This window comes from Chitinophaga sp. 180180018-3, assembly GCF_037893185.1.
In the GTDB taxonomy this organism is placed as follows: Bacteria; Bacteroidota; Bacteroidia; order Chitinophagales; family Chitinophagaceae; genus Chitinophaga.
Genome location: NZ_CP140772.1, coordinates 6,463,066 through 6,486,732, shown reverse-complemented (window position 1 = coordinate 6,486,732; position 23,667 = coordinate 6,463,066). Strand labels below are relative to the sequence as shown.

17 protein-coding genes are annotated in these 23,667 nt (G+C 46.4%); 3 read left to right on the top strand and 14 right to left on the bottom strand.

The genetic code is table 11. From position 1 onward, the window contains the following. Nucleotides 1-57: 57 nt before the first annotated feature. From UNH61_RS25455 to UNH61_RS25405, 11 genes are all read right to left on the bottom strand, one after another. Nucleotides 58-546, bottom strand: a complete 489-nt coding sequence (locus UNH61_RS25455) for a DUF6691 family protein (RefSeq protein ID WP_326994827.1) — start codon at nucleotides 544-546, stop codon at nucleotides 58-60. Nucleotides 547-557: 11 nt separating this feature from the next. Continuing rightward, the gene (locus UNH61_RS25450; RefSeq protein WP_326994826.1) at nucleotides 558-1,121 is read right to left on the bottom strand and encodes a YeeE/YedE thiosulfate transporter family protein; all 564 of its coding nucleotides are present in this window, start codon (nucleotides 1,119-1,121) and stop codon (nucleotides 558-560) included. Nucleotides 1,122-1,285: 164 nt separating this feature from the next. Then, entirely contained in the window at nucleotides 1,286-2,692 is a 1,407-nt protein-coding gene (locus UNH61_RS25445) for an MBL fold metallo-hydrolase (protein ID WP_326994825.1), read from the bottom strand. Nucleotides 2,693-2,793: 101 nt separating this feature from the next. After that, nucleotides 2,794-3,585, bottom strand: a complete 792-nt coding sequence (locus UNH61_RS25440; RefSeq protein ID WP_326994824.1) for a sulfite exporter TauE/SafE family protein — start codon at nucleotides 3,583-3,585, stop codon at nucleotides 2,794-2,796. 60 nt (nucleotides 3,586-3,645) lie between these two features. Then, nucleotides 3,646-4,269: a Crp/Fnr family transcriptional regulator gene (locus UNH61_RS25435; RefSeq protein ID WP_326994823.1), complete on the bottom strand. Its 624-nt coding sequence runs from the start codon at nucleotides 4,267-4,269 to the stop codon at nucleotides 3,646-3,648. Nucleotides 4,270-4,378: 109 nt separating this feature from the next. Next, entirely contained in the window at nucleotides 4,379-5,197 is an 819-nt protein-coding gene (locus tag UNH61_RS25430) for a glycoside hydrolase family 16 protein (RefSeq protein WP_326994822.1), read from the bottom strand. A 36-nt stretch (nucleotides 5,198-5,233) separates the two neighbouring features. Continuing rightward, complete coding sequence (locus tag UNH61_RS25425; RefSeq protein ID WP_326994821.1) at nucleotides 5,234-7,291, bottom strand: glycoside hydrolase family 2 TIM barrel-domain containing protein; 2,058 nt, start codon at nucleotides 7,289-7,291, stop codon at nucleotides 5,234-5,236. 126 nt (nucleotides 7,292-7,417) lie between these two features. Continuing rightward, a complete protein-coding gene (locus UNH61_RS25420) occupies nucleotides 7,418-9,493 on the bottom strand; it encodes a DNRLRE domain-containing protein (protein WP_326994820.1) in 2,076 nt (691 codons plus the stop codon). 48 nt (nucleotides 9,494-9,541) lie between these two features. Then, nucleotides 9,542-11,002 carry a RagB/SusD family nutrient uptake outer membrane protein gene (locus UNH61_RS25415; RefSeq protein ID WP_326994819.1) on the bottom strand — a complete coding sequence of 487 codons (1,461 nt, stop codon included), beginning with the start codon at nucleotides 11,000-11,002 and terminating at the stop codon, nucleotides 9,542-9,544. 21 nt (nucleotides 11,003-11,023) lie between these two features. Then, nucleotides 11,024-13,618: a SusC/RagA family TonB-linked outer membrane protein gene (locus UNH61_RS25410; RefSeq protein ID WP_326996172.1), complete on the bottom strand. Its 2,595-nt coding sequence runs from the start codon at nucleotides 13,616-13,618 to the stop codon at nucleotides 11,024-11,026. Between the two features lie 3 nt (nucleotides 13,619-13,621). Beyond that, entirely contained in the window at nucleotides 13,622-14,032 is a 411-nt protein-coding gene (locus tag UNH61_RS25405; RefSeq protein ID WP_326994818.1) for a carboxypeptidase-like regulatory domain-containing protein, read from the bottom strand. 241 nt (nucleotides 14,033-14,273) lie between these two features. Here UNH61_RS25405 and UNH61_RS25400 point away from each other — a divergent pair, with 241 nt between their 5' ends. The 3 genes from UNH61_RS25400 to UNH61_RS25390 all read left to right on the top strand — a co-directional run bounded on the left by UNH61_RS25400 (nucleotide 14,274) and on the right by UNH61_RS25390 (nucleotide 19,348). Continuing rightward, complete coding sequence (locus UNH61_RS25400) at nucleotides 14,274-18,317, top strand: two-component regulator propeller domain-containing protein (protein ID WP_326994817.1); 4,044 nt, start codon at nucleotides 14,274-14,276, stop codon at nucleotides 18,315-18,317. Between the two features lie 45 nt (nucleotides 18,318-18,362). After that, nucleotides 18,363-18,731 carry a DUF1304 domain-containing protein gene (locus tag UNH61_RS25395; RefSeq protein WP_326994816.1) on the top strand — a complete coding sequence of 123 codons (369 nt, stop codon included), beginning with the start codon at nucleotides 18,363-18,365 and terminating at the stop codon, nucleotides 18,729-18,731. A gap of 167 nt (nucleotides 18,732-18,898) precedes the next feature. Next, on the top strand, nucleotides 18,899-19,348 hold the full coding sequence (locus UNH61_RS25390) for an SRPBCC family protein (RefSeq protein WP_326994815.1): 450 nt from the start codon (nucleotides 18,899-18,901) through the stop codon (nucleotides 19,346-19,348). 13 nt (nucleotides 19,349-19,361) lie between these two features. Here UNH61_RS25390 and UNH61_RS25385 read toward each other — a convergent pair whose 3' ends face one another. The 3 genes from UNH61_RS25385 to UNH61_RS25375 all read right to left on the bottom strand — a co-directional run bounded on the left by UNH61_RS25385 (nucleotide 19,362) and on the right by UNH61_RS25375 (nucleotide 23,415). Then, nucleotides 19,362-20,744 carry a sugar porter family MFS transporter gene (locus UNH61_RS25385; protein ID WP_326994814.1) on the bottom strand — a complete coding sequence of 461 codons (1,383 nt, stop codon included), beginning with the start codon at nucleotides 20,742-20,744 and terminating at the stop codon, nucleotides 19,362-19,364. A gap of 41 nt (nucleotides 20,745-20,785) precedes the next feature. Continuing rightward, nucleotides 20,786-22,582, bottom strand: coding sequence for a class I mannose-6-phosphate isomerase (locus UNH61_RS25380; protein WP_326994813.1), 1,797 nt, complete (start codon nucleotides 22,580-22,582; stop codon nucleotides 20,786-20,788). Between the two features lie 98 nt (nucleotides 22,583-22,680). Beyond that, entirely contained in the window at nucleotides 22,681-23,415 is a 735-nt protein-coding gene (locus UNH61_RS25375; RefSeq protein WP_326994812.1) for a GntR family transcriptional regulator, read from the bottom strand. Between the last annotated feature and the right edge of the window lie 252 nt (nucleotides 23,416-23,667).

Sequence of the window (23,667 nt, the reverse complement as noted above, 5' to 3'; positions counted from 1 at the left end):
ATTCGCTAAAATCTCCGCGCTGTTTCTTCATTCTTCACTCCCTATTCGTAATTCTACTCAGTGCGGCAACCTTTCCCTGAGCCATCCATACACCCAGGTACCTGCTACGGCGCTCAGCAGTGTAACAGCAACAACGCCAGCTCCGGTACCAATCTGCGCAAACAACGGTCCGGGGCAGGCGCCGGTAAGCGCCCAGCCTAAACCAAAGATAAGCCCGCCATAGATCTGCCCTTTGTTGAATTTCTTCGGTGAAATAGTAATGGGTTCACCGTAAATGGTTTTTACATTGAATTTCTTAATCAGCCACACCGAAATCATTCCCACCACTATGGCGCTTCCGATAATACCATACATATGAAAGGATTGCAGGCGGAACATTTCCTGTATGCGGAACCAACTGATAACTTCTGATTTCACGAATACTATTCCGAAGAGTATTCCAACAATCAGGTATTTTATGTTATGATACCATTTGTGCTGCAGTGTGCTTTCATTGATACATATAGTATCCTGTGATCTTACTTCAAAATCTGTATGCTGTTTCATCGGTTCCGTACTTAGAGCGTTAATATAAAAGGCAGTATAAGATTGGCCATGATAAAGCCGCCGGCCATAAAGCAGATGGTGGCCACTAAAGACGGCCATTGCAGATTCGACAAGCCCATAATAGCATGCCCACTGGTACATCCTCCCGCATAACGGGCGCCGAAGCCTACCAGGAAACCACCGGCTACCATCAGCAGTAAGCCTTTTATGGTGAACAGAGATGGCCAGTTCATGATATCTGCCGGAACCAGGTTATTGTAATTGGTGATGCCATAACCAGCCAATTCCTTTGCCAGCATAGGGTTTATATTCACCGGCGCCGGATTGCCCGGTAAATGCGCCGCTATCAGGCCTCCCAGCAATATCCCGAAAACAAAGAATAAGTTCCACGCCTCTTTCTTCCAGTCATATTTGAAGAAGGGAATATTGGCCGGCATACACGACGCACAGATGTGGCGCAGCGATGCACTGATCCCAAAAGATTTATTACCCAGTATCAGCAGCGCCGGCACCGTAAGCCCTATGAGCGGCCCGGCAACATACCAGGGCCAGGGTTGTTTCAGCGTTTCAAGCATGTAATTGTCTTAATGTTTAATTGGTGATGATTTTATTTTCCTAATCCCGCCACCATCCATTGCCCGGACTGAAAACCCTGAACGGCAATGATGATTCCCATAACGAGTCGTAGTGCCCGCATCAAATTCCAGTTCCTTAAATACTTTTTCATCTTCCTGCTTTTTTATACTTTCTCTGTCAGATGTTTATATACATTTCCTTTCTCATTCCATTCTTTCATTCCTCCGGAATAATTCTTTACGTTATCCCATCCGTTCTTTCTCAGAATTGAGTAGGCAATAGTTGCCCGATCGCCCGCCTGGCAATGGATCACCACCTGCTTATCCTGGCTGATCTGGTGCAGGTTGTCTTCCAGCGTGCCTGTGAATACATGCTCAGCTCCGTCGATATGCGCGGTGTTGTATTCGTTTTCTCCACGTACATCCACGATCTGCACGTCTTCCCGTCCAACATAAGTGCTGAATTCTGCGATATCGATAATGCCCGCGGTTTGCAGTGTAAGCCCTGTTGCCGCTACATCCGAAATGTATCCGTACATATTATCCATTCCGATCCGCATGAGTTTCCGGGTAAGGTCATTGATCTGCTCATCATCAGCTACTAATATGAATTGTTCCTGATAGTTAACATGCCAGCCCATCCAGGTGGAGAAGGAATTGTTGCCCTGGATATTCAGGCTTCCGGGGATAAACCCTTCGGCAAATGCTGCTTTGTTGCGGGTGTCGATTACCTTCAAACCGTTATGGTAAGCGGAAAGGAACTGATCTTTACTGAGCTTCGGATGTTTCGGCACCTCTATCAGTAAGGGCCGTTTCACCTTGTTCAGGTGCTTCATCATGGCGAAGTATTTAGGCGGCTCGGGTTGTCCTTCCAGCAGGAAATCCACAAAGCCCTGTTCGTCGGCTTCATATTGAAATGCCCAGTTGCGTATCAGCTCATAACCCACCGTGGAGCTGGGAACGGCTCCCAGGGCCTTCCCGCAGGCTGATCCTGCTCCGTGGCCCGGCCACACCTGTACGTATGCCGGAAGTGCGGTAAATCGTCTGATGGATTCGTACATCTGCCTGGCGCCTTTTACGCGGGTACCCATAATACCGGCTGCTTTCTCCAGCAGGTCAGGGCGACCGATATCTCCCACAAAAACAAAATCTCCCGTAAATACCATTACCGGCTTATCGCTCGCCGGATGATCAGTCAGCAGAAAGCTGATACTCTCCGGCGTATGCCCCGGTGTATGCAATACTTCCAGTGTCAGGTTGCCAACCGTGATCTTGTCGCCGTGTTTCAATCCATGATGTACAAACTCGTATTGCCAGTTCTCATCCCCTTCATCAGAGAGCCAGAGCGCTGCTCCGGTAGCCGCGGCCAGCTCACGCGAGCCACTGAGAAAATCCGCATGGATATGGGTTTCAGTGATGTGCGTAATCCGGAGGTTTTGCTGCCTGGCTATCTCCAGATATATATCAATATCCCTTTGGGGATCAATAACCAGGGCGATTCCCTTAGCCTGACAGCCTATTACATAACTGGCCTGCGCCAGGCTTTTATCGTAAACGTGTTGAAAAAACATGATACTGTTTTTATTTTGAATGATGATGAATCAAAGATCCCGCTTTATTTTTGCGCCTACAGTTACTTTGGTTACACAACGGAAATTTGCGTGTATAAAGCCTATTTAAGCCAGGTTTCTTTTATGATGATGTAAATGCCCATGACCAGCACGAACCAGCCAAAAACAGGCTTTAATTTCCCTCCGTCGAGCTTTTGGGAAATCTGAGTACCTATAAACACTCCCACCATCGCAATGAGGGTGATACGCAGCAGTAGTTGCCAGTCGACGGCGTTATTAGCGAGTGATGACAAAAATCCGAATGCTGAATTGATGGCAATGATCACCAGGGATGTTCCGATGGCTTGTTTCATCGGCATCTTTAACCCGCCAACCAGCGCCGGTATAATCAGAAAACCGCCACCTGCGCCAATCAGACCGGTGATAGCGCCTACAAATATGCCTTGCAGCAATATGCGGAGATGGCCGGAAGAATTGACTGCTTTATTTATCCCGGGAGATGGCCTGCTGATCATGTTGTAGGATGCAACGATCATGAGCACGGCAAAGAGGATCATCAGCAGGAGATCTCTTGTGACAATAAAATTACCCAACTGGAAAATGTTGTGCGGTATAGCAGGTACAATAAAAGTACGGGTCAGGAAAACCGCCACAACGGACGGAATGCCAAAAATGATGGCTGTTCGCAGGCTGACCAGGCCATTCCTGAAATATGCAATTGACCCGGCGGCACTGGTGGTACCTACCACAAATAATGAATACGCGGTAGCTGACACCGCATCGATACTGAAAAGATATACCAGCACAGGAACGGTCAGAATACTGCCACCTCCGCCAATAAGTCCTAAAGCCACTCCTATAAGAATAGAAGAAAGATATCCTGCAATTTCCATAGCTGCTGTAAATAATACAGCAAAATTGCAGCGGGGAAAACAGTTTTACAGCTACTTTAGTTACAGAAGCACGATCTTGTTTCTGCCGAGTTGCACCATACCGTCTTCCTCCAGTTGTTTTAAAAGCCTGGAAACCACTACCCGCGCTGTTCCCAGCTCATTTGCCAGTTGCTCATGCGTAATGGAGATAGTAGTTGATTGTATAAGTTCGCTTTTCTTTTTAAGCAGGGCCAACAGCCGCTCATCTACTTTTTTGAAGGCAGTGGAATTGACCATATCCAGTAACTCTTCAAAACGTTTGTGATACAAGCGAAAAATATAGGTCAGCCATTCGGGGTATTCCTTGTTGAATAATGCGGCTTTTTCGATAGGCAGGAACAGGATTTCCGCATCTTCTTCCACCTCAGCTTTTACTTTGCTGGTTTCATTGAGTAACCCTCCCATAAAGGACATGATGCAGCTCTCACCGGCTTTTATATAGTAGAGCAGAATTTCCCTGCCGTCTTCTTCCGTCCGGATAACTTTCAGAATTCCTTTGGTAATGATGGGAATAGACCGGATACAGGACTTTTCATTGAAAATGATCTCACCGGTTTTATAGCGCTTTGTTGTTCCATACTTATACATGGCTTCTACCAGCGCTGGTGAGGATTTGAATTCTATTATTTCGTCCAGATTTTCCATAATGTAAAATTACGCTTTTTCCGGAACCGGTAGCAGCTGCCTGCCGGGCATAAAAAAAGCACTGGTAAAACCAGTGCCTGCTGAAGTGTAAGATCCCTTTAAATCCATATTACTTCGGCTGATACACGCGCACGTAGTCGTAGATCACACTGTCGGGGTAAGTACCCAGCGAAGGAGTGCCCCCGAAGCCAGTGAGCTCTGTACTTAAAATGATATACTCAGTACGTTTTGATAATCCAAAAGTGGTTTCCCAGGTTTTGTTACCGTCTACGTAAAACTTATAGGTAGAATCGGTCCATAACAATCCAAAAGTATGGAACCCTGTATCCACGGCAGGATAGGGGATTTGAACGCCCTGAGATTGGTGATAGGTGCCGTAGCCATTGATATGAATGGTTTGCCACACCTGCCCCGGCGTTTTGCGGTGGTATTCGAAGATATCCACTTCTGCGCCATTCACTGCCGGATTATTGTAGGGAGCATTGCCCATCGTGGGAGATTGCAGCCAGAATCCGATATGAGGACCGATATATTTATTCATTCTCGCCCTGCATTCATAATATCCATATTTAGGATTGAAGTGCCCGTCGGTGCTTGCCTGTCCTACATAGTAAGTGCTGCCTTCTTTTGTTACCTGTATAACCATGTTACCTTTTCCATCCAGCGAAATAGTTCTGGCGCCATCCACGGTGGCATATCCTCTTACTGTTCCGTTTGCCCGGTAGCTCCATTTACTGGTATCCATTATGGTACCGTTGAACTCATCGTTCCATACCAGTTTGTAGTTAGCCAGTAATTTGTCGACATCGGTAGAATCAACTACAGCGGTCGATTTACCCGAGGGCTTATCCAGCACGGTGTTTTTCTGACAGGCCATCACCGCAGTGATGGCGGCAGCGGAAAACAATAAGATTTTTGCAGTTTTCATAAATCATTGTTTTAGAGTAATCAGAGAATATTATCGTCAGTGCCCGTCGGGCGTGGTATTTTCAACATTCCATACGCAGCTGTCCTGTAATACTTTTCCATTGCGTGTAGCCTTTACCGTAATAATATTTTTACCTGGCTGCAGCGTAACATGTTCCCAGATGACCCGGCCAATAGAATCACGGTTGGCTGTTCCCATGTTTTTGTTGTTGATATAGAGAGATGCATTACGCAGGTTGGTATAGGCTTTAACAGCTGTTGCCACCTGCTTTCTGTTAACCGAACGCTTTTCTGTTAAATAAAGCATGGGTTCCTGGCTCCAGTTTGCTTTATAAAAATAATAAGCATCTTTTTTTACACGCCGGTCGTAGGTAACGAGGCCTTTATCATTGAGCCCGCCGATTCCGCCTTCATTCCGGATAGATGAACTGAAATCGGCCAGTGCCCAGGCAAATTTCCCCCAGATAAAAGGCCGCGCTGCCAATGCTGCCCAGGTTGCCTCATGATAGGCTGTCTGCCATTCTTCCGGATGGAAATCGCCGTCGGCGATGGGAGCTTTCTGTATCTCCTGATGTTGATGAATATTAGCGCCGGCGCCATATTCGCTCACGCCGATGGGTTTTTCCGGAAACTTCCTGTGCATGTCGTCTGCCCAGGTGCCCATGTCTTTAAAGGTACCTCCGTACCATCCATAGTATTTATTCCAGGCGATAGCATCGCTGACGGTATTGAAATGATCTGAGTCAATGAAAGTAGCGCAGGTAATGATTCTTGAAGGATCTTCCTTTTTTGCAATTTGCCGGAGCTCCGTTAAGAATGGAATCGGATCATCGTAATCCAGTTTCAGTTCATTGAACAAACCCCAGAAAACAATGGATGGATGATTGTATTGTTGCCGTATCATTTCTGTGAGTAGCTGCCGGGCATGGGCTTTTAATTCCGGATCGTCAACAAAACCAGTGCCTGTATAGCCACCGGGGCCCACCAGAGGAATTTCTGTCCACAGAATAATACCGTTCTTGTCTGCCAGTTCGTAGAAATAATTTAAATGCGGATAATGGGTCAGTCGCATCGCTGTAGCTCCTGATTCTACGATCAGTGCCATATCTTTTTCATGATCGCTTTTCAGCAGTGCGGAACCCCGCCCATCTACATCTTCATGTAATCCAAAACCATACAGGTCGAAGTGGCGGCCGTTGAGCATAAATCCGGTATTGGCATTTACCTCAAAGGAACGTAATCCCAATGGTTGTGTGATTTCATCAATCAGCTGGTTGTTTTGGAATAACTGCACCGTTACCTGGTAAAGATAGGGATCGGCTCTCCCATTCCACAGATGTGGCCTGCTGATAGTGAGTGCTTGCTGTACGAGCGAATCACCGGCTGTAATGGCGGTTTGTTCTCTTGCTACTTCATGTTGTGCTGCATCTTTTACAATGGTACGTGCTTCCAGCTGCTGAGCAGGAGCGCTCAGCGACAGTTTAGTGAGTATATTCACCGAAGCCTCGGCAGCAGTTGATTTATGTTGACTGATATACACCCCCGGCGATGCGTAATCGAGTGGGGTGATGCAGTTTTTATTGGTAACAATCAACCATACAGGACGATGCAATCCACCGAATACGTTGAAATCGCCGGAGAGCGGGAGTACATCCATTCGTGCTGCATTGCTGACTTGCACGGTGATCGAATTGTTTGTTCCGCTTGTAAGATAGGAAGTAATCTCTGCACAAAATGCGGTATAGCCACCTTTATGTTCTGTGACAAATTTGTTGTTCACGAGTACATCTGCTACCGAATTGGCGCCTTCAAAATAAAGGAATACTCTTTTGTCTTTCCATTCAGGATGATAAGCCAGCTTGCGGTTGTAAATTCCTGTGCCGCGATAGTAATGTAACTGTCCGTTGAAAATATCTTTGGTGTTCCAGGTATGCGGCAGTGTAACCTGCTCTAGTGGTGCGTTTTTCCGGATATCGTATGCAAAATGGAAGCTCCAGTCGCTGTTCAGATTTAGATATAACCTCGGAGCGTCGCCAGCGTAGCTGAATAGCGTAATAAAACAGGCGGCGAGGGTGATGAAGTACTTTCTTTTCATTGTATGTATTTACTGATCCAAAGCTATTGATAGTGGTGTTGAGCTATACCGGGGCGTGTGGTTGTTTGTCTGCCTGTTAACAGGCAGACAAACAACTTTTTGATGAAAGTTATTATTAATAACAAGTCAATATTGGAGCTGTAGAACAGGCTTATTTACAGCAGTTTCCCTGCTGTAAAACGACGTATATCCGTTTGAGTTAAAAGGCCCTGTATTCATGAGCAACAGCGATACCACTTTGCTGCCAGCCTGTAGCTCCCTGTTTACTGCGCTGGTTACATCCATGTTATACCATCCCGCACCGGTTACGGTTACCTGTCCAACGAGTGTTGTGTCCATTGGGGCGTTGTTCCAGGTAATAGCGTTCTCGACCCAGCTTTTGGTAGTGGTGCTGTAAATATTGATGGTATTGGTTGTGCCGGCGCCAATGCAATACATGCTAAGGTTTGCTGCACTTACATTCGGCGACCCTACCTGTGTGAAATTAAACTTCAGGTAAGATTTACGCGCATAGGAAACTGCATCCGATTTAACTATCAACAGGGTGTCGGTGCCATAATTTATGCCGGCATAGCTCCCATCACGCACATAGGCATCGGCAAGTGTGCTGCCGGCCTGTGATATAACGGCGTGTTGAAAGGCGCCCACATCCGGACTGCTGGCAGGTAACGTATTTCCCGAGAAATCAATGCCGCCATTGTTGCTCATAACTATACCGGCATTACGGCAACGGGAAGTGTCGGCAATATTATATCCATTCGCCACGCCGACGCCGGTTCCGGATGCCGGATTTATAAAGTATGGATTCGCATAGAAGTTGTTGCTGCGAACAGCGGCTCCCCAGTTCAGTGAAGAGAAGGTGGCAGACGGATATAAACAGTTGTTATAAAACTTCATACTGGCCACGGGTGTTATATTTGACGCATTGCTCACTGTTGATGTAGTATAAAAGATATTGTTGGAGAAAGTGGCAACAGGCTGGCCGGAGCCACCACTAACATTAAACAGCTCGTTCGCCGGATTTTTTATGTAAAATACATTGTTGTATATCTGCCGGTTGTTGTTAGCTGTATTTTCAATCCAGAACAATTTCTTGGTGTATCCTCCTAATGTTCCAACATCGTTAACACTCACGTTATATCTTACTGTGATGTTATTGGAGTATCCCATAAACAACATAAATCCACCATTGTTGTCGTGAGAATAGTTATACTCAAAAATATCACCATCCGCTGCAGTAGGAGTTGTCCAGCCATCTGCATCGAACGCTTCCCCATCGTTGGCGCCGCCACCTTTCATTCCATATACTTCGTTGTGAGCAACAAGCGTATTGTTACTGGCCACTGTCCATATACCGGCAAAATTTGCATCCATAGTCATACAGGCATTGTAAACAGTGTTGTTGGTAACTTTACTGCCGCTGCTGACTGACGACATGACAATCCCATCGCCGTAGATATTTTCAATAAGGTTATTGTCGAATACAATATTTTTTAGCCTGTTCGCCATGTCGGTAGCACCTGTAGTACGCATGCCTTCTACGGAGCAATTGGCTATATGGCAGCTTTGTACGAGTACATCAGTTAGTTTTCCGTTAACGATAATACCACCTGTTCCTTTGGCGTAGTTGGTTTGTTTAACCGTTGCTGCATTTACGTCATGCACATAGCAATTGGTAATGGTAATATTGGAATTGAAAGGATCTGTAGCAGCACTGCCGCCGTTCACGCGTATCCCCGTGGCAGCATAGGTCACGCTGGTGGGCACCGTATTCGTTATTTCCAGGTTGTTCACTGTCCAGTATGATACTCTGTCTAACAACAGGGTATTGGAGCCATTCACTTTTCCTCCGCCATTGATAACAGGACGGGCAGTGCCGCCATATGTATCAATAATGATAGGGGCGCCCGCACTTCCTGATCCTTTGGGATGTAAAGTATCGTTCCATACACCACCACTCAGCAACAGGATCTGATCGCCGGGAGCAAATGTTACAGCGTTAACTTTCGCCAGGGTTTGCCAGGCAGTGCTGGTGCTGGTACCGGAGTTGCTATCGCTGCCATTGGGATCTACATAGTAGACGGTACCCACCGCCCCAGCTACCGCGGATTTCCCCCGGTTCAGCTTTTCCAGGTCCGTTTGTTTTGCACAGGAAGCCAAGCAAGTGCATGCCATTAAAAACAGGGATGTGCTCTTTTTCATGTTGAAGGTTTTATAAGGTAAAAAATGGATGTCAGGCCGTTTTCTTTGCTATAAGCCAGTATTGATCTGTTGGTCGTTGTAAGGGATGGGTAACCAGTACCGGTCTTTGGTAATGGCATTCAGTGGTTTCAAATCGTCCGGCGCTTTGTTGGAATTGGCGGATTCCACGAGTTCCAGTCGTTGGAGGTCGAACCACCGGGTGTACTCTCCGGCAAATTCCCAACCACGTTCATTCACGACAGCAGTGGCAAATACATCGCCTGATAACCCTGCCGGCAGATCGCTGAGCCCTGCGCGTTCCCGTATCTTGTTTACTGCATTGTATGCATCCACTGAAGGAGCGCCGGTAGAGCGTGCCTGGGCTTCCGCATAAGTAAGTAATACCTGTGCATAACGCAACAGTTTTACAGAAAGATCGCTGGCGGAGGTAAGGAAACCGGGCGTAGGCGTGTTTACCCTGAACTTATTATAATAAGGATGTTTTGTCTGGCCATTTTGCCAGTTGATATTTCCGGCGCTGGTTTTAAAGACGGTATAAAAAGTTACATCTTTTCTTTTTCCTGCAGGAAAATTATTGAAGAAAGTAATTTCACAGAAATAATCGTCCCATCCGGCTTCATCTCCCGGCATACTTGATTTTCCATACAGGGTGCTCGGGTTACCGCAGCTATTGCAGAACTGCAGCGCAAATACATCTTCCGGTGTATTATTACTGGCAGGGGTACCTGTCCATAAGCTGCCGAAATCAGGAACAAGATCAAAGCCATAAGCAGCTTTGTTATCGATCACTTCTTTGGCTTTAGCCGCCGCCAGCGCATATTTGGAAGCATCTTTAAGCGGATACCCTGCTTCGGTCAGGTATACTTCTGCCAGCAATGCTTTGGCTGTACCTGCACTTGCTCTTCCGGCTGCCGGCTTGCTGTTACCCATAAGCGTTTCTGCTTTTTTCAGGTCTGCTTCAATCAATGCATACACCTGCGCCGGGCTGCTCTTTTTCACTGTCAGCAAATCGGGACTATACTTCGATGTGGTAATCAATGGAATGTTGCCCCATAGCCGCACCAGCCAGAAATAAGAGAATGCTCTCAAAAAATAGGCTTCCCCGCCAATCTGTTTGATGTTATCGGAAGTACCTGCCTTTTCATAATTAGCGATGATATTATTGGCGTTCTGGATAGACTTATAGCAGCCCAGCCAGATAACGTTGATACGGCCGTTGGTGGAATTAACTGCGAATTGATCCATCTCCCTTAACTCCTGTTTATTACTGGCTGGATGCGTGGTCAGATCATCGGACCCCATCAATACGGCATCCAGCGCAGCGGTGGCAAAGCCCGACGTATAGCCGTTTTTTAAAGGTTGATAGGCGCCTGTCAACGCTGTTTGTAATCCCTCGATGGTACGCAGGGCATCATCGCCCACCAGCTGGCCATTGGGGTTTTCAGTAAGTTCTTTGTTACACGCTGAGCTAAGCGATACCAACAATAGCAGATATATGATCTTTTTCATTTGAATGTGTTTTGGGTTGTTTTAGAAACCAATTTTTACGCCCCCGGTAATCGTTTTCGCATTGGGATAGGAGCCATAGTCGATGCTTTGGTTTACATCGCTTCCTGCGCCGGTGGCTACGCTGTTAGTTTCAGGATCCAGTCCTTTATACCTGGTAATAGTAAAGAGATTGGCAGCCCGCACATATACCGTGATCTTTGCCTGTTTTACCAATGACTCAGGTAATTGATAGCTAAGGCTGATGTTTTTAAACCTGATAAATGTGCCGTCTTCCAGGAAACGGGTACTGAGCATATAATTCTTATTGGTTTTACTGAACGCCGGAATATCGGATGTTTCGTTCTTTCCGGGGATATACCTGTTTTTGATATCGGAAATAGTTGCCTGCCGCATATCTGAATTGGCGGTAATACCAGCTGCATAGGTGTAATCCAGTTTGTCGTATCCGCCCAGCGACTGTACGAAAACATTCAGTGTAAAACCTTTCCAGGTAAATGTATTGTTCCAGCCCCACGAATACCTGGGGAGCCCGTGCCCGATGATGTGATAGTCGCTGCCATCGATGACTTTATTCCCATCAAGATCCTGGTACTTCGAGTCGCCTGGAACATTTCCGTATGCTGCTGCAGCTGCGGCTTCGTCAGGCTTCCAGGTACCGAGGTAGGTAAGCCCCCAATAAGTACCCAGTGGCTGTCCGGGAATAATCATGAATTCCGGCTGTGGTGAAAGTCCTGCCCCCACATTGGTACCGGATGGGATGTTCTTATCGGAGTAAAGGGATATTACCTTGTTACGGAGGAACGATAAATTGAAGGCACTGTTCCAGGTCATGCCGGTATGGCGGATGATATCTCCTGATATGGAAAGCTCAATCCCCTTGTTGTTTACCTTGCCTACGTTCGATAATACACTGCCACCGCCCAGGTAATTGGGAATGGGCACGGGAAGCAGGAGATTGCTCGTGTTTTTATTGTAATAGTCTGCTGTAAAAGATAACCGGTTGTCGAACATATCTGCATCCAGTCCGATATCCCATTGTTTGGTGGTTTCCCATTTCAGATCCGGATTTCCCGGATTACCCAGAATAATGCCCGGTGTTACACTACCGGGAGTCAGCGTAGTGGTAACATTTTGATAGGCTGTAAGGGTTTGATAAGGATTGATGGCCTGGTTACCGGTTACACCATATCCGGTTCTTATTTTGAGGTTATTGACGAAAGTGGCTGTCTTCATAAAATCCATTTCCGACAACTTCCATGCAACACCTACTGAAGGGAACGTACTGTACTGATGTCCGCCCTGAAATTTGGAGGAGCCATCCCGTCTTACGCCGGCTGTAATATAATACCGGCCCTTATAATCGTAGTTCACCCTTCCAAGGTAGGAGAGCAGTTTATAGTCTGAGTAATTTGTTCCCAGGCCATACGTCTGTGCAAGCGACAGGTTATAGAACCCCAGGTTAGGAAAAGTTAAGCTGTTGGCATTGGCGTTGAAACCACTGGTACTGAATGTCTGATACTCAATTACCCCTGTAACGGTAAGCTGGTGCGCGTTATTAAACAGATGGCTATAGGTAAGGTTATTGGTGCTTTGTATACCGATGTTTTCACCGGAGCTCCGGGTGGCATTGGCCTGCCGCGATGATGTAACGGAAGGCCCGGTATAGCCCAGTGTTTGAATATTACTGTAATTAACCGCGCCGGTTACATCCAGTGTAAGGCCGGGAACAAATTCGTATTTAAGTCCGGCTATGGTGGCGAAGGTGGAATTGTGAGTAATATTGTTCTGATCTGTTGCTATGGCTACCGGGTTGAATGAAATGGAACCCACAGGATCGTTTAGCGTAAATTTGCCGGTGCTGTCTCTTACAGGCACGGTGGGCGCCCAGGCGATGGCCTGGGTAACCGGTGCATCTCTGCCTGTAATCCCGGTATTGCGCGTTTCATTTCTTACCGCATAGGCATTTACATGAAGGGAAAGTTTTTTATACAGTTGTGAATTAAGACCTGCTCTCACCGAATACCTCTTTAGAGAGGAATTAATAATGATGCCCTGCTGGTTTAGAAAATTCCCGCTGGTATAGTATTTCGTTTTATCGCTTCCGCCGGAAATGCTCAGCTGATACTCCTGGGTGGGAGCGGTTCTGAAGATCTGGTTCTGCCAGTTTGTTCCTCCGTTGGCCCTGAAGCCATCGATCTGTTGCGGCGTAAAAATGGCAGACCCGCCATTGGCGAGGGCATTTTCATTGGCAGTAGTGGCAAAATCAGCTGCATTCAATAAGTTCATCTTCTTCAGTACCTGGGCACTGGAAAACTGGCTCATCAGTTCAATGCTGGTTTTGCCGGCTTTCCCTCTTTTAGTGGTGATGACAATGACCCCATTGGCGCCCCGGCTGCCATATATAGCGGTGGAGGAAGCGTCTTTAAGCACGTCCATCGTTTCTATATCATTAGGATTCACTGTTGACGGATCAGCTCCTACAAAACCATCGATCACATACAAGGGATTGTTGTCGCCCTTAATGGAGTTATTTCCCCTTATCCGCACCGATACAGCGCCTCCCGGCGCGCCGGCGTTGGATACTACCTGTACTCCGGCAGTGCGGCCCTGAAGAATCTGTTACACGTTTACAACCGGCTGCTCTTTAAAGTCTTTTGTTGAAACGGAGGAAATGGAGCCGGTCAGGTCCCGTTTTTTCTGGGTGCCGTAGCCCACCACCACTACATCTCCGATGGAGGTGACCTTGGATTTCAATACAACCGTTAACGGCAGGCTCGCATTGCTCAGCGATACTTCCTGTGTAATGTAGTTCACGGCAGTAAAAACAAGCGTTTCGGCAGCGCCTGTTTCAATTTCAAAATTACCGGACTTGTTGGTGAGGGCGCCGCCAGGCTTTCCCTTTACCTGTACACTGATACTCTGAACCGGAGCACCATTTTCATCCAGTACGGTGCCGGTTACCTTTTTGTTTTGTGCCCATGTCCATAGAGGGAATAGTAAGATACCTAGCAAAACTAATCGTGGAAACATAACGTATGTGTTTGGAGGTTGGAATTTATAATCAGCAAGATATCTTCTGCCTTATAGCGATATGGGGTAAAATCAGAAAAAAGATGGGGTGAAATTGTAAATTCCGGGTAGAAACAGGTGAAAATCAGGATTTTTTCGCTATCCTGCAAGCACGATGACAATATCCAAAATCTTTCATACAACGCTGAGGGCACTGATTTAATAAAGAATGTTTGTCAGAACTATGCTGAAAAGCAGCACCTTGATAATTTTATTGCTTTGCTGCCTGCACCTGCGCGGACAGGAATTACTGTTTAACCGGCTTACTTCGGAAGAAGGCCTGGCTCCGGGCGCCGTGTTGTGTATTGCGCAGGATGGAAACGGATTTATGTGGTTCGGAACACAAAACGGGTTAAACCGATTTGATACCCGCCGCTTTAAAATCTACAAAAGCCCGATCAGTACCTATAATGATGTTCCCGAAAACTATATTACCCGTTTATTGTTCGATTCACACAAAATACTTTGGGTGGGTACCCGCAATGGGCTGAATAAATATAATCCGGCAACAGACCGGCTCGATTCCGTGTTGCTTACAAAAAACCGGGGGAAAAGTAACCTAAGTATCAGCTGCGTTTACGAAGACAAACAAAACAGGATCTGGGTATGGTCGTCCGCAGGCCTGTTCCGGCTTGATAACAGGGAAACCAATCAGTTCAAACAGGTGGCCATTCCGGATTCTGTTGCCGGCCTGTCGGTTAATAATAATATCCGCACCATTTATCAGGATCACCAGGGTACATACTGGATTGGATCGTCGCTGGGACTTACACAAATGACCGACGAAAATGGAAAGATGAGTTTCCGCCGCTTCAGGCACGACAGCCAGGAGTCGAGCCTGAGCGACAGCTACATCACCGTCATCTTCGAAGATCCGGCCAATCGCCTGTGGATAGGTACACAACAGGGTGGTATAAATCTCTATGATCCCCGTCAAAAATCCTTTAAACGCTACCAGGCTGGTTCTCCCAATGGATTGGTGAACAATAATATCAGGGATATAAGAACAGACGCCCATGGCAGATTGTGGATTGGCACACAGGGAGGTATCAGCATTTATGATCCGGAAACCGGACGATTCCAGAACTACAATTCAGACCCTGATAATATACAGACCCTGAGCCATAATTCCGTGTACAGCATTTTTACGGACGATCATGCCACCGTATGGATCGGTACCTACTGGGGCGGAGTGAACAGCGTTTCAGTAGATAATACTCCTTTTCATGTGTATAAAACCAGCGCATACCGGCAAGGCATTAACAATAGCGTGGTGAGTGCGCTGTCGGAAGATGCAGCCAATAATTTGTGGGTAGGCACAGAAGGTGGCGGCCTGAATTATATCAACAGAACAACGCAGCAAATCACATTATTCCGCCATAATCCGGCAAACGAGGCATCGCTGGGTTCCGACCTGGTAAAGGTCATATACAAAGACAAAGACGGGCATTTCTGGATAGGAACGCATGGTGGAGGGCTTAACCTGTTTAATCCTGTCTCCCGTAATTTTACCCGCTTTTTTTATAAAGAAAATGATCCCGTAGTACGTACTTCTGAAATACTCTCTGTGCTGGAAAGCCGGGAAGGTATATTTTGGATTGGCACACAAACAGGCCTGCTGGCATTTAAAAGAACAGGAACGTCTTTAGATGTGCTGCCGGAAAACAGCCTTACCAGGGCTGTCGGCACAAAATCTGTAAAAACGATCCTCCAGTCAGCAAACGGAGATACCTGGGTAGGTACCTCGGGCGACCTCCTGCTCATGCGGCAGGGAACTGATACCGTTTACCGTTTCACAACGAAAGATAACCTGCCCAAAAACAATATCAACTGTATCCATGAAGACAGTAATGGAAGGATCTGGATAGGCTGTGCGTTCGGCGGCCTGGCGTTGTATACGCCAACAGGTGAAACAAAAAAATTCACCATCTACACAAAGGCAAACGGATTGCCGGACGATAATATCATGGCAATACTGGAAGACGAGCATAACAATCTCTGGATAAGTACCGGAAACGGGTTGTCTAAGCTGGATGAAAACACCAGGGTATTTAAAAATTATAATAAAAGCGATGGACTGGCCGGCAACATTTTCAATATCAACTCCGGTTATAAAAGCAGTTCCGGGGAAATGTTGTTTGGTGGTTACAATGGGCTCACCTTTTTTCGCCCGGATGAAATCAAAGAGAATCCTTTTGCTCCGCGTACCATACTAACGGGACTGAAATTGTTTGATCATGCAGTGGTCATCGGGCAGCCAGACCGCTTGCTGGAAAAAGAGATCAGCCAGACTAGGGATATTTGTTTTACACACCTGCAAAATGTGTTCACACTTGAATTTGCTGCGCTCAATTACGTACAACCCGAAAAGAATACCTATGCTTATAAATTAGCAGGGTTCGACAGGAACTGGAACTACACGGCCACTCCTGCTGCCACCTATATGAACCTGCCTCCGGGTAACTATACATTTTTTGTAAAAGGAACCAATAATGATGGTATCTGGGGAAACCCAACACAGCTGTACATTACCGTATTGCCGCCCATCTGGAAAACAGTCTGGGCATATATTTTATATGTTCTTTTTGCAGCAGCCGTGGTGTTTTTTGTCGTGCGCTTTTTTGTGTTGAGATCATTGATCCGGCGCGATCATGAATTAACGCGCCTGAAGCTTGACTTCTTTACCAATATTTCCCATGAGATGCGATCCCGCCTCTCGCTGATCATCGGGCCTGCAGAACGGTTGTTGCTGATCAACAAGGAAGACTATGAAAATTCCAGGCAATTGCAGATCATCCGGAAAAACTCAGAAAGCCTGCTACATTTGCTAACGGAACTGATGGATTTCAGAAAGGCAGAATCGGGCGGTTTGCCATTACAGATAGCGGAGCAGGATCTTGTATCTTTTCTGCGGGATGTTTTCTTCACGTTTGAAGACCGGGCTTTATCCATGAATATTCAATATGAGTTTAAAAGCCCGGCACCGGAAATCAGCCTGTACTTCGACAGGATTCAGCTGGAAAAGGTATTCTATAACCTCTTTTATAACGCTTATAAATTTACGCCATCAGGTGGCTGTATCATTACCGCAATAGAAGAAAAGGAAAAGACGGTAGACATTACCATAAAAGACAATGGCAGGGGAGTGGCACCCGAGAATCTGCCCAAATTGTTTACCAACTATTTCCAGGAAGATGACCAGGGCAGTGATAACAAAGGATACGGTATTGGCCTGGCATTGGCAAAAAGTATTATTGAATTACATGGAGGTAGTATTACGGTAGACAGCATCCGCACGGATAGCGGCAATACAACGGTGTTTACCGTAACACTGCGGAAAGGTAATACGCATTTGAATCATGCAGTTAAACTGGATAAATACAGCAGTGATAAAAAGACTGTGCCGGTTGATACCGTGCAGCCGGAGCGGCCACTGGTGGTACCGGAAAATGTAGCACCCGGCCCTGATAAAAATAAATATACCATCCTGCTGATAGAAGACAATGAAGAAATTCTGGCGCTTAACCGGGAAGTACTGGAGAAGCATTACAATGTAGTAACCAGCACCAATGGTTCTGCAGGCTGGGAAGCGGCCATAGAACTGATTCCTGATATCATTGTCAGTGATGTAATGATGCCAGGCATGGATGGTTATACATTATGCAGCAGGCTGAAAAGCGATGAACGAACCAATCATATTCCGGTGATCCTGCTAACAGCCATGTCGTCCTCGTCCCAGCAATTAAGCGGGCTGCAGAAAGGTGCGGATATCTATCTTACCAAACCATTCAGTATTCACATACTCACGCTGCATATTGGCAACCTGTTGAGCCTGCGTGAAAAAATTCATCAGCGGCTGGCGAAACAACTGGCACTTCCTTCCGATCATCATACGGTACCGCAGGAAGAAGCAACTGATATCATTGAAGATCCCTTTCTTACGAAAGTGATTGAAATCATTGAAGAAAATATGGATGAACCGGCATTCAATGTGGATACGATCTCCCGGAAGCTGGCGATGAGCCGGCCGGTGTTGTACAAAAAGCTGAACATGCTTACAGGGCTTACGGTGAATGATTTTATTAAAGCGATACGAATGAAGCGGGCTACGGTTTACCTGGATAATGCGGAATATAATATCAGTGAAGTGGCGTATAAAGTGGGATATAGTGATCCTAAGTATTTCAGCCGGGAGTTTAAGAAGCATTTTGGGAAATCGCCGAGAGAGTGGAAGCAGAAAGGGTGAAAAACAAGCCGCAAATGTTAACAGAAAATATTAAATTGTTAAACTATGAAACTGATAGCAACCATACTCACTGCCTTAGTAGCCATCGAACATCTGTACATACTCTGGATGGAAATGTTTGCCTGGGAAACTGCCGGCAAAAAGGCTTTTGGCGGTGCTTTACCCGGCGAGTTGTTTAAACCAACAAAAAAACTTGCAGCCAACCAGGGACTGTATAATGGATTCCTGGCTGCGGGATTGATCTGGTCGTTTCTGATCTCAGATACCACCTGGGCCACAAATATCCGGTTGTTTTTTCTTGCATGCGTGGCCATAGCGGGTATTTACGGCGCACTTACTGCTTCCAGGAAGATATTCTATGTGCAGGCACTGCCAGCCATTGTTGCCATCATTTTTGTGTATCTGGCAAAATAACTCACTACCCCTCGTCGTAATCCGCCCCATAAATTGTCGCATACCACCTCGCTCAAAATCAGCTTTTACAACCACCTTTGTTAAGAACAACCAGTGGAGCAGTAACCACCTAAAAACGGGCGGATCCGAAAAGCCAGACGAGTAGGATACAACAAAAAAATATTCTTATGTCAGACAACAAAGTTTCTTTACACAGAGTAATGAAGGCATCTCCTGAAAAAGTATATCGTGCCTTTACCGAAGCCCTGGCAATCGCCTCCTGGCTGCCACCATATGGCTTTCTTTGCACCGTACATGAAATGAATGTAAAAGTGGGAGGAAAGTTCAAAATGTCGTTTCAGAATTTTACAACCGGAAATGGTCATTCATTCGGCGGAGAATATCAGGAACTCAAACCCGGTGAATTCCTGAAGTACACCGATAAGTTCGATGATCCCAATATGCCGGGCGTAATGACCACCTCCGTTTGGCTGAAGAAAACGATAGCGGGCACAGATGTAAAGATTGTGCAGGAAGGAATACCTGCGATGATACCCGTGGAAATGTGCTATCTGGGCTGGCAGGATTCTCTGGATAAACTAACTAAACTGGTAGAGCCCGAAATTCCGGATGCATGATAAAGCAGCCGGCTCAATGCCCCTGCCACATACCTTCCACTTCCTCCAGTGTTCTGCCCTTCGTTTCCGGTACCATTTTAAGTACTGTCAGGAACGCCAGCAAACAACAGGTAGCAAAAAACCAGAAGGTAACGGCAGCGCCTGCACGACCCAACAGCACCGGCGTTAACTGGCCTACAATAGTATCCGACAACCACATCGCCATAATACTCAAGGCCATGGCCCTTCCCCTGATCTGCGTGGGAAATATCTCTGCTGCAATCACAAATTTCAGCGGGCCGAGTGAAAATGCAAAACACGCGAGAAACAGGATAATTGAGATCACAAGAGCGATGTTACTGGTAGCCCCGTTATAAAAACAGATGCCTGTGAAAAGCAGGCTCAGGGTACCACCTATAGACCCGGCAATGTATAACGGACGACGGCCCATGGTATCCACTTTCCAGATGGCAATCAGCGTGAAAATGAAATTGGCCACACCAAAAATCACCTGACTGAGAAAGGCATTGGAAATATTGATACCTGCATCATGCAGTATCCTCGGGCCGTAGTAAATGACGGCATTGATACCACTGAATTGTGAAAACACTGGCAATAATATTCCGATCAGCAAAGGCTTGCGCATGGCGGGCGATAATAGCTCCCGGTAGAATCCTTTGGCGGAACCAGCGGCAGCAGGTGCAGGTAACACGTTATCTGCACCTATAGCCGTTCCCGTTATTCGCTGCAGTATAGCCAGCCCCTCCTCACGCCTGTTGTTTTGTATAAGCCAGCGTGGACTTTCAGGCACAAAGAAAAGACCAGCAAGAAACAATATCGATGGAATAGCGCCAACACCAATCATCCCGCGCCAGATTTCTTTCACAAAAACCAGGTGCAGGATCAATGGCAGTGTATCACTGTTATGACCCAACGAAAATTGCAGCAGCAGAAAATTGGTAAAGTAAGCAATGAGAATCCCCGCAGTGATTGCCAGCTGATAAAAGGTCACCAGACGCCCGCGGATATGTGCAGGTGCTATCTCTGAAATATATAACGGCGCTACAATGGAGGCTACACCTACTCCAATCCCTCCCGATACACGTGCCAGCACCAGCACGGTAAATCCCGGTGATAGGGCCGACCCCACTGCCGATAAAAGGAATAATAACGCCGCTGCCATCAGCAGCTTCTTCCTGCCCGACCGGTCGCTTAAATCGCCGGAGAATGCTACGCCAACCATGCAGCCCATTAATGCGGAAGATACAAACCAGCCCTGCGCGGAATCCGATAGGTGAAACTGGTCTGTTACGAATGGTAATGCCCCGGAAATAACAGCCATATCGAAACCAAAGAGCAGGCCGCCCAATGTGGCAATGAACGTAATGAGCAACAAAGATGAAGATGCACGGTTCATGCTTGTGATGAGTTTGTTTTTATTTCAGTTGATAATAGGTTTTAACAACATTCCTCTTTTACAAAAGCCCTGACTACTTTCACCGCCGCACCATCGCTTACAAGTGTATATGTACCGGTGGCAGCTGGTATGACAAACGTCTCGGCGTAATGCACGGTTTGTGTTAATCCATTGGTGATTACTTTGATAACGCTACCTTCTACCAGGCTTAAGATATGACATTGCCCGGCGGTATCCAACTCAATAAGGGTATTGAATTCCAGTCGTTCAATACGATAAAAATGTTGCGGATGTGTAGGCAGGTGTACTATTTTCCAGTCGCGCCCTTCCCGCATTGTTACTGGTTGCGACAGCAACGTGTCCTGTACCACATCTCCCTTTCTCTCAAAATTCAGGTTGGCAAATGCCCGGTCGATGTTCAGTGTACGGGGCTGCCCGCTCAGATCCGCCCGCAACCAATCGTACATCTTGAAAGTAAAAATATAAGGCGTAGCGCTGATCTCCAACACCAGGTTATTTTTCCCGGAACTGTGTACTGTACCGTTTGGTATGAGAAACAGATCATGTTTGTGAGATGGAAAAACCTGTACATATTTTTCAACATCCACGGGCTTATGATCACTGAAACTGTTCTGCAATACCTGCTTAAATTCCACAGCATTGATATTTTCCTGGAAACCAAGGTAAACACTGGCGCCGGGCTTCGTATCCAGTATGTAATAAGTTTCATCCTGCGTAAAATCCTCACCGAAATGTTCCTTTGTATAGGCCACTGTAGGATGACATTGTACGGAAAGATTACCACCATCAAATGTATCCAGGAAATCGAACCTGATCGGAAATGCATCTCCGAACCGCTCTGCTGCTTTACCCAGCAGGGCTTTATTATCCAGCATCTGCACAGTATCAAAGGATACCTCCAGCAACGCTCCGCCCGATTCCAGCAGGATACCGTTTTCCGGAGCAATCAACTCGAAAGACCACGCATAGTTCACGACGGCTTTATTGAGAGAAGGAATCTGCTCTTTCATCCATTGCCCGCCCCATACGCCCGGTTCGAACCAGGGTCGCGCTCTGAACATATGCTGCGACATGCGACGAAGCGTCTGGCGCAGCGTTTCGCCTGTGCACCAGGTGATATCATCAATTCGTTGTTCATCAATAATAACATCGATCTGTGGCAGCAATTGTTTTTTATGCCGGTTGAGTACCGGCCAGTCTACAAAATAAAACTGCTTGTATTGTTGCCTCGGATCACTGCCCGGTGTGGATTGCCCCAGGTTACAGGTCTTGCCGGCTCTCGACCTGAACTGGATCTCATTCTTCGGTACATCAATATACAACACCGTTCCAGGCCAATCAGCTAACGACGCTCCGCTGCCATAAATGATATTCAGTTTCCCCGGAACAGGTTGTAATTGTTGCAGTTTATCTGCTGAAAAAAAATCCCGAAGCTCCCCGGTGAAGCGCTTTCCGAATAATGGATCATCGCCTCCGATACTGGATGCGATAAGATCGGCGATCGCTGAATTTGGCTGCAAGGCGTCTGCAACAGCTATATAATTCGCTGCAATATTTTGCAAGACCAGCTGCTCCTGCAACTTCCCGATAAATGCTTCCCAAAATACACCACTGTAACCATCAATCACCACATTGGCCGACTGTTGAATGATCCAGCTGGCTAATGCCTCAAAACCCGTATAAATAGGGCCTGTGGCGGGAAAGCTGGGGTAAATGTTGTACCCGGTTATATCCTGTCTGTCTTTCGTCAATGGGATCAGGTGCTGTTCCGTAGCCCGCGACGCTGTCATCTGTTGTTCTCGAATGGGTGATAACATGCTTGCGATTTATATTTTATGTTATAATGTACAAACATATTACAAGTATCTAAAAAATACAAGTTTTGTTTTTGAATCATGATGAAAATAAGGAAAGATCAGGGCGTGCGCCTGCTCTCCACAGTGTATACAAAGCTCTCCGCTTTATAATACCCCAGGTTGTATTCAATGGGGCGGTCGGCCTGATCAAAAACGTACCGCTTCCGGAACAAAATAGCACTGTCTGCATTAATTTCCAGCTTGGCAGCAACGAATTTATCAGCAGTTCTGGCGCTGATTTCCTCCTTCGATAAAGTAGCTACCACATAATGCTCCTGCTCCAGCATTTCATACAGCGGCCGCTTAAAATCTTCTTCACCGGTAAGGCCAATTCTGGGGTGGAAATAGGAAACAAAATAAACAAACGGCTCCTGCGGATTGCCCCGCAGACGCTCCAGTTTCATTACTTTTTTATCGGGTTTAATATCGAAGAAATTGGCCACCTGTTCATCAGGAAACACCCAGCTGATATGCAATTCGTAATTCTTAATGGCAATCCCCCTGGCCTGCATTTCCTGTGTAAAGCTCAGCCAGTTCATGGATTTTGAGCTCATTTTCTGCTGGGCTACTTTGGTGCCCAGTCTTTTCTTCCGCACCAGCAACTCTTCGTACACCAGTTTATTGATCGCCTGGCGTAAGGTAGTTCGTGAAATAGCCAGCTTCCTGGCCAGTTCCATTTCATTGGGTAACAGCTTTCCCGCCTGATACTCGGGCTGCTTAATCAGCTCCCGTAAAAGGTTTTCTACCTGTATATGCAGGGGAGTGGCACTTTGATGGTCAATTGCTAAATTCATATATGTAGTAACATAGTGAGCTGTCTGCAAGTTAACAAATAGCAGCCATTTTTGCCGACTTTTTGCTGCCCGTCTGCAATGCATTGCCGAGTTAACGGCGGTGTGTAGAAAAAAAGATCCAATTACATGGATTGTATGAATAATATCTAAATAACTTATTATTAATGATAACAGATAGTATTGGAAATTTTTCTTTCAAAATAGTTTGACATTACCGTTTTAATATGTACTTATGTATGTACAAAACTAAAT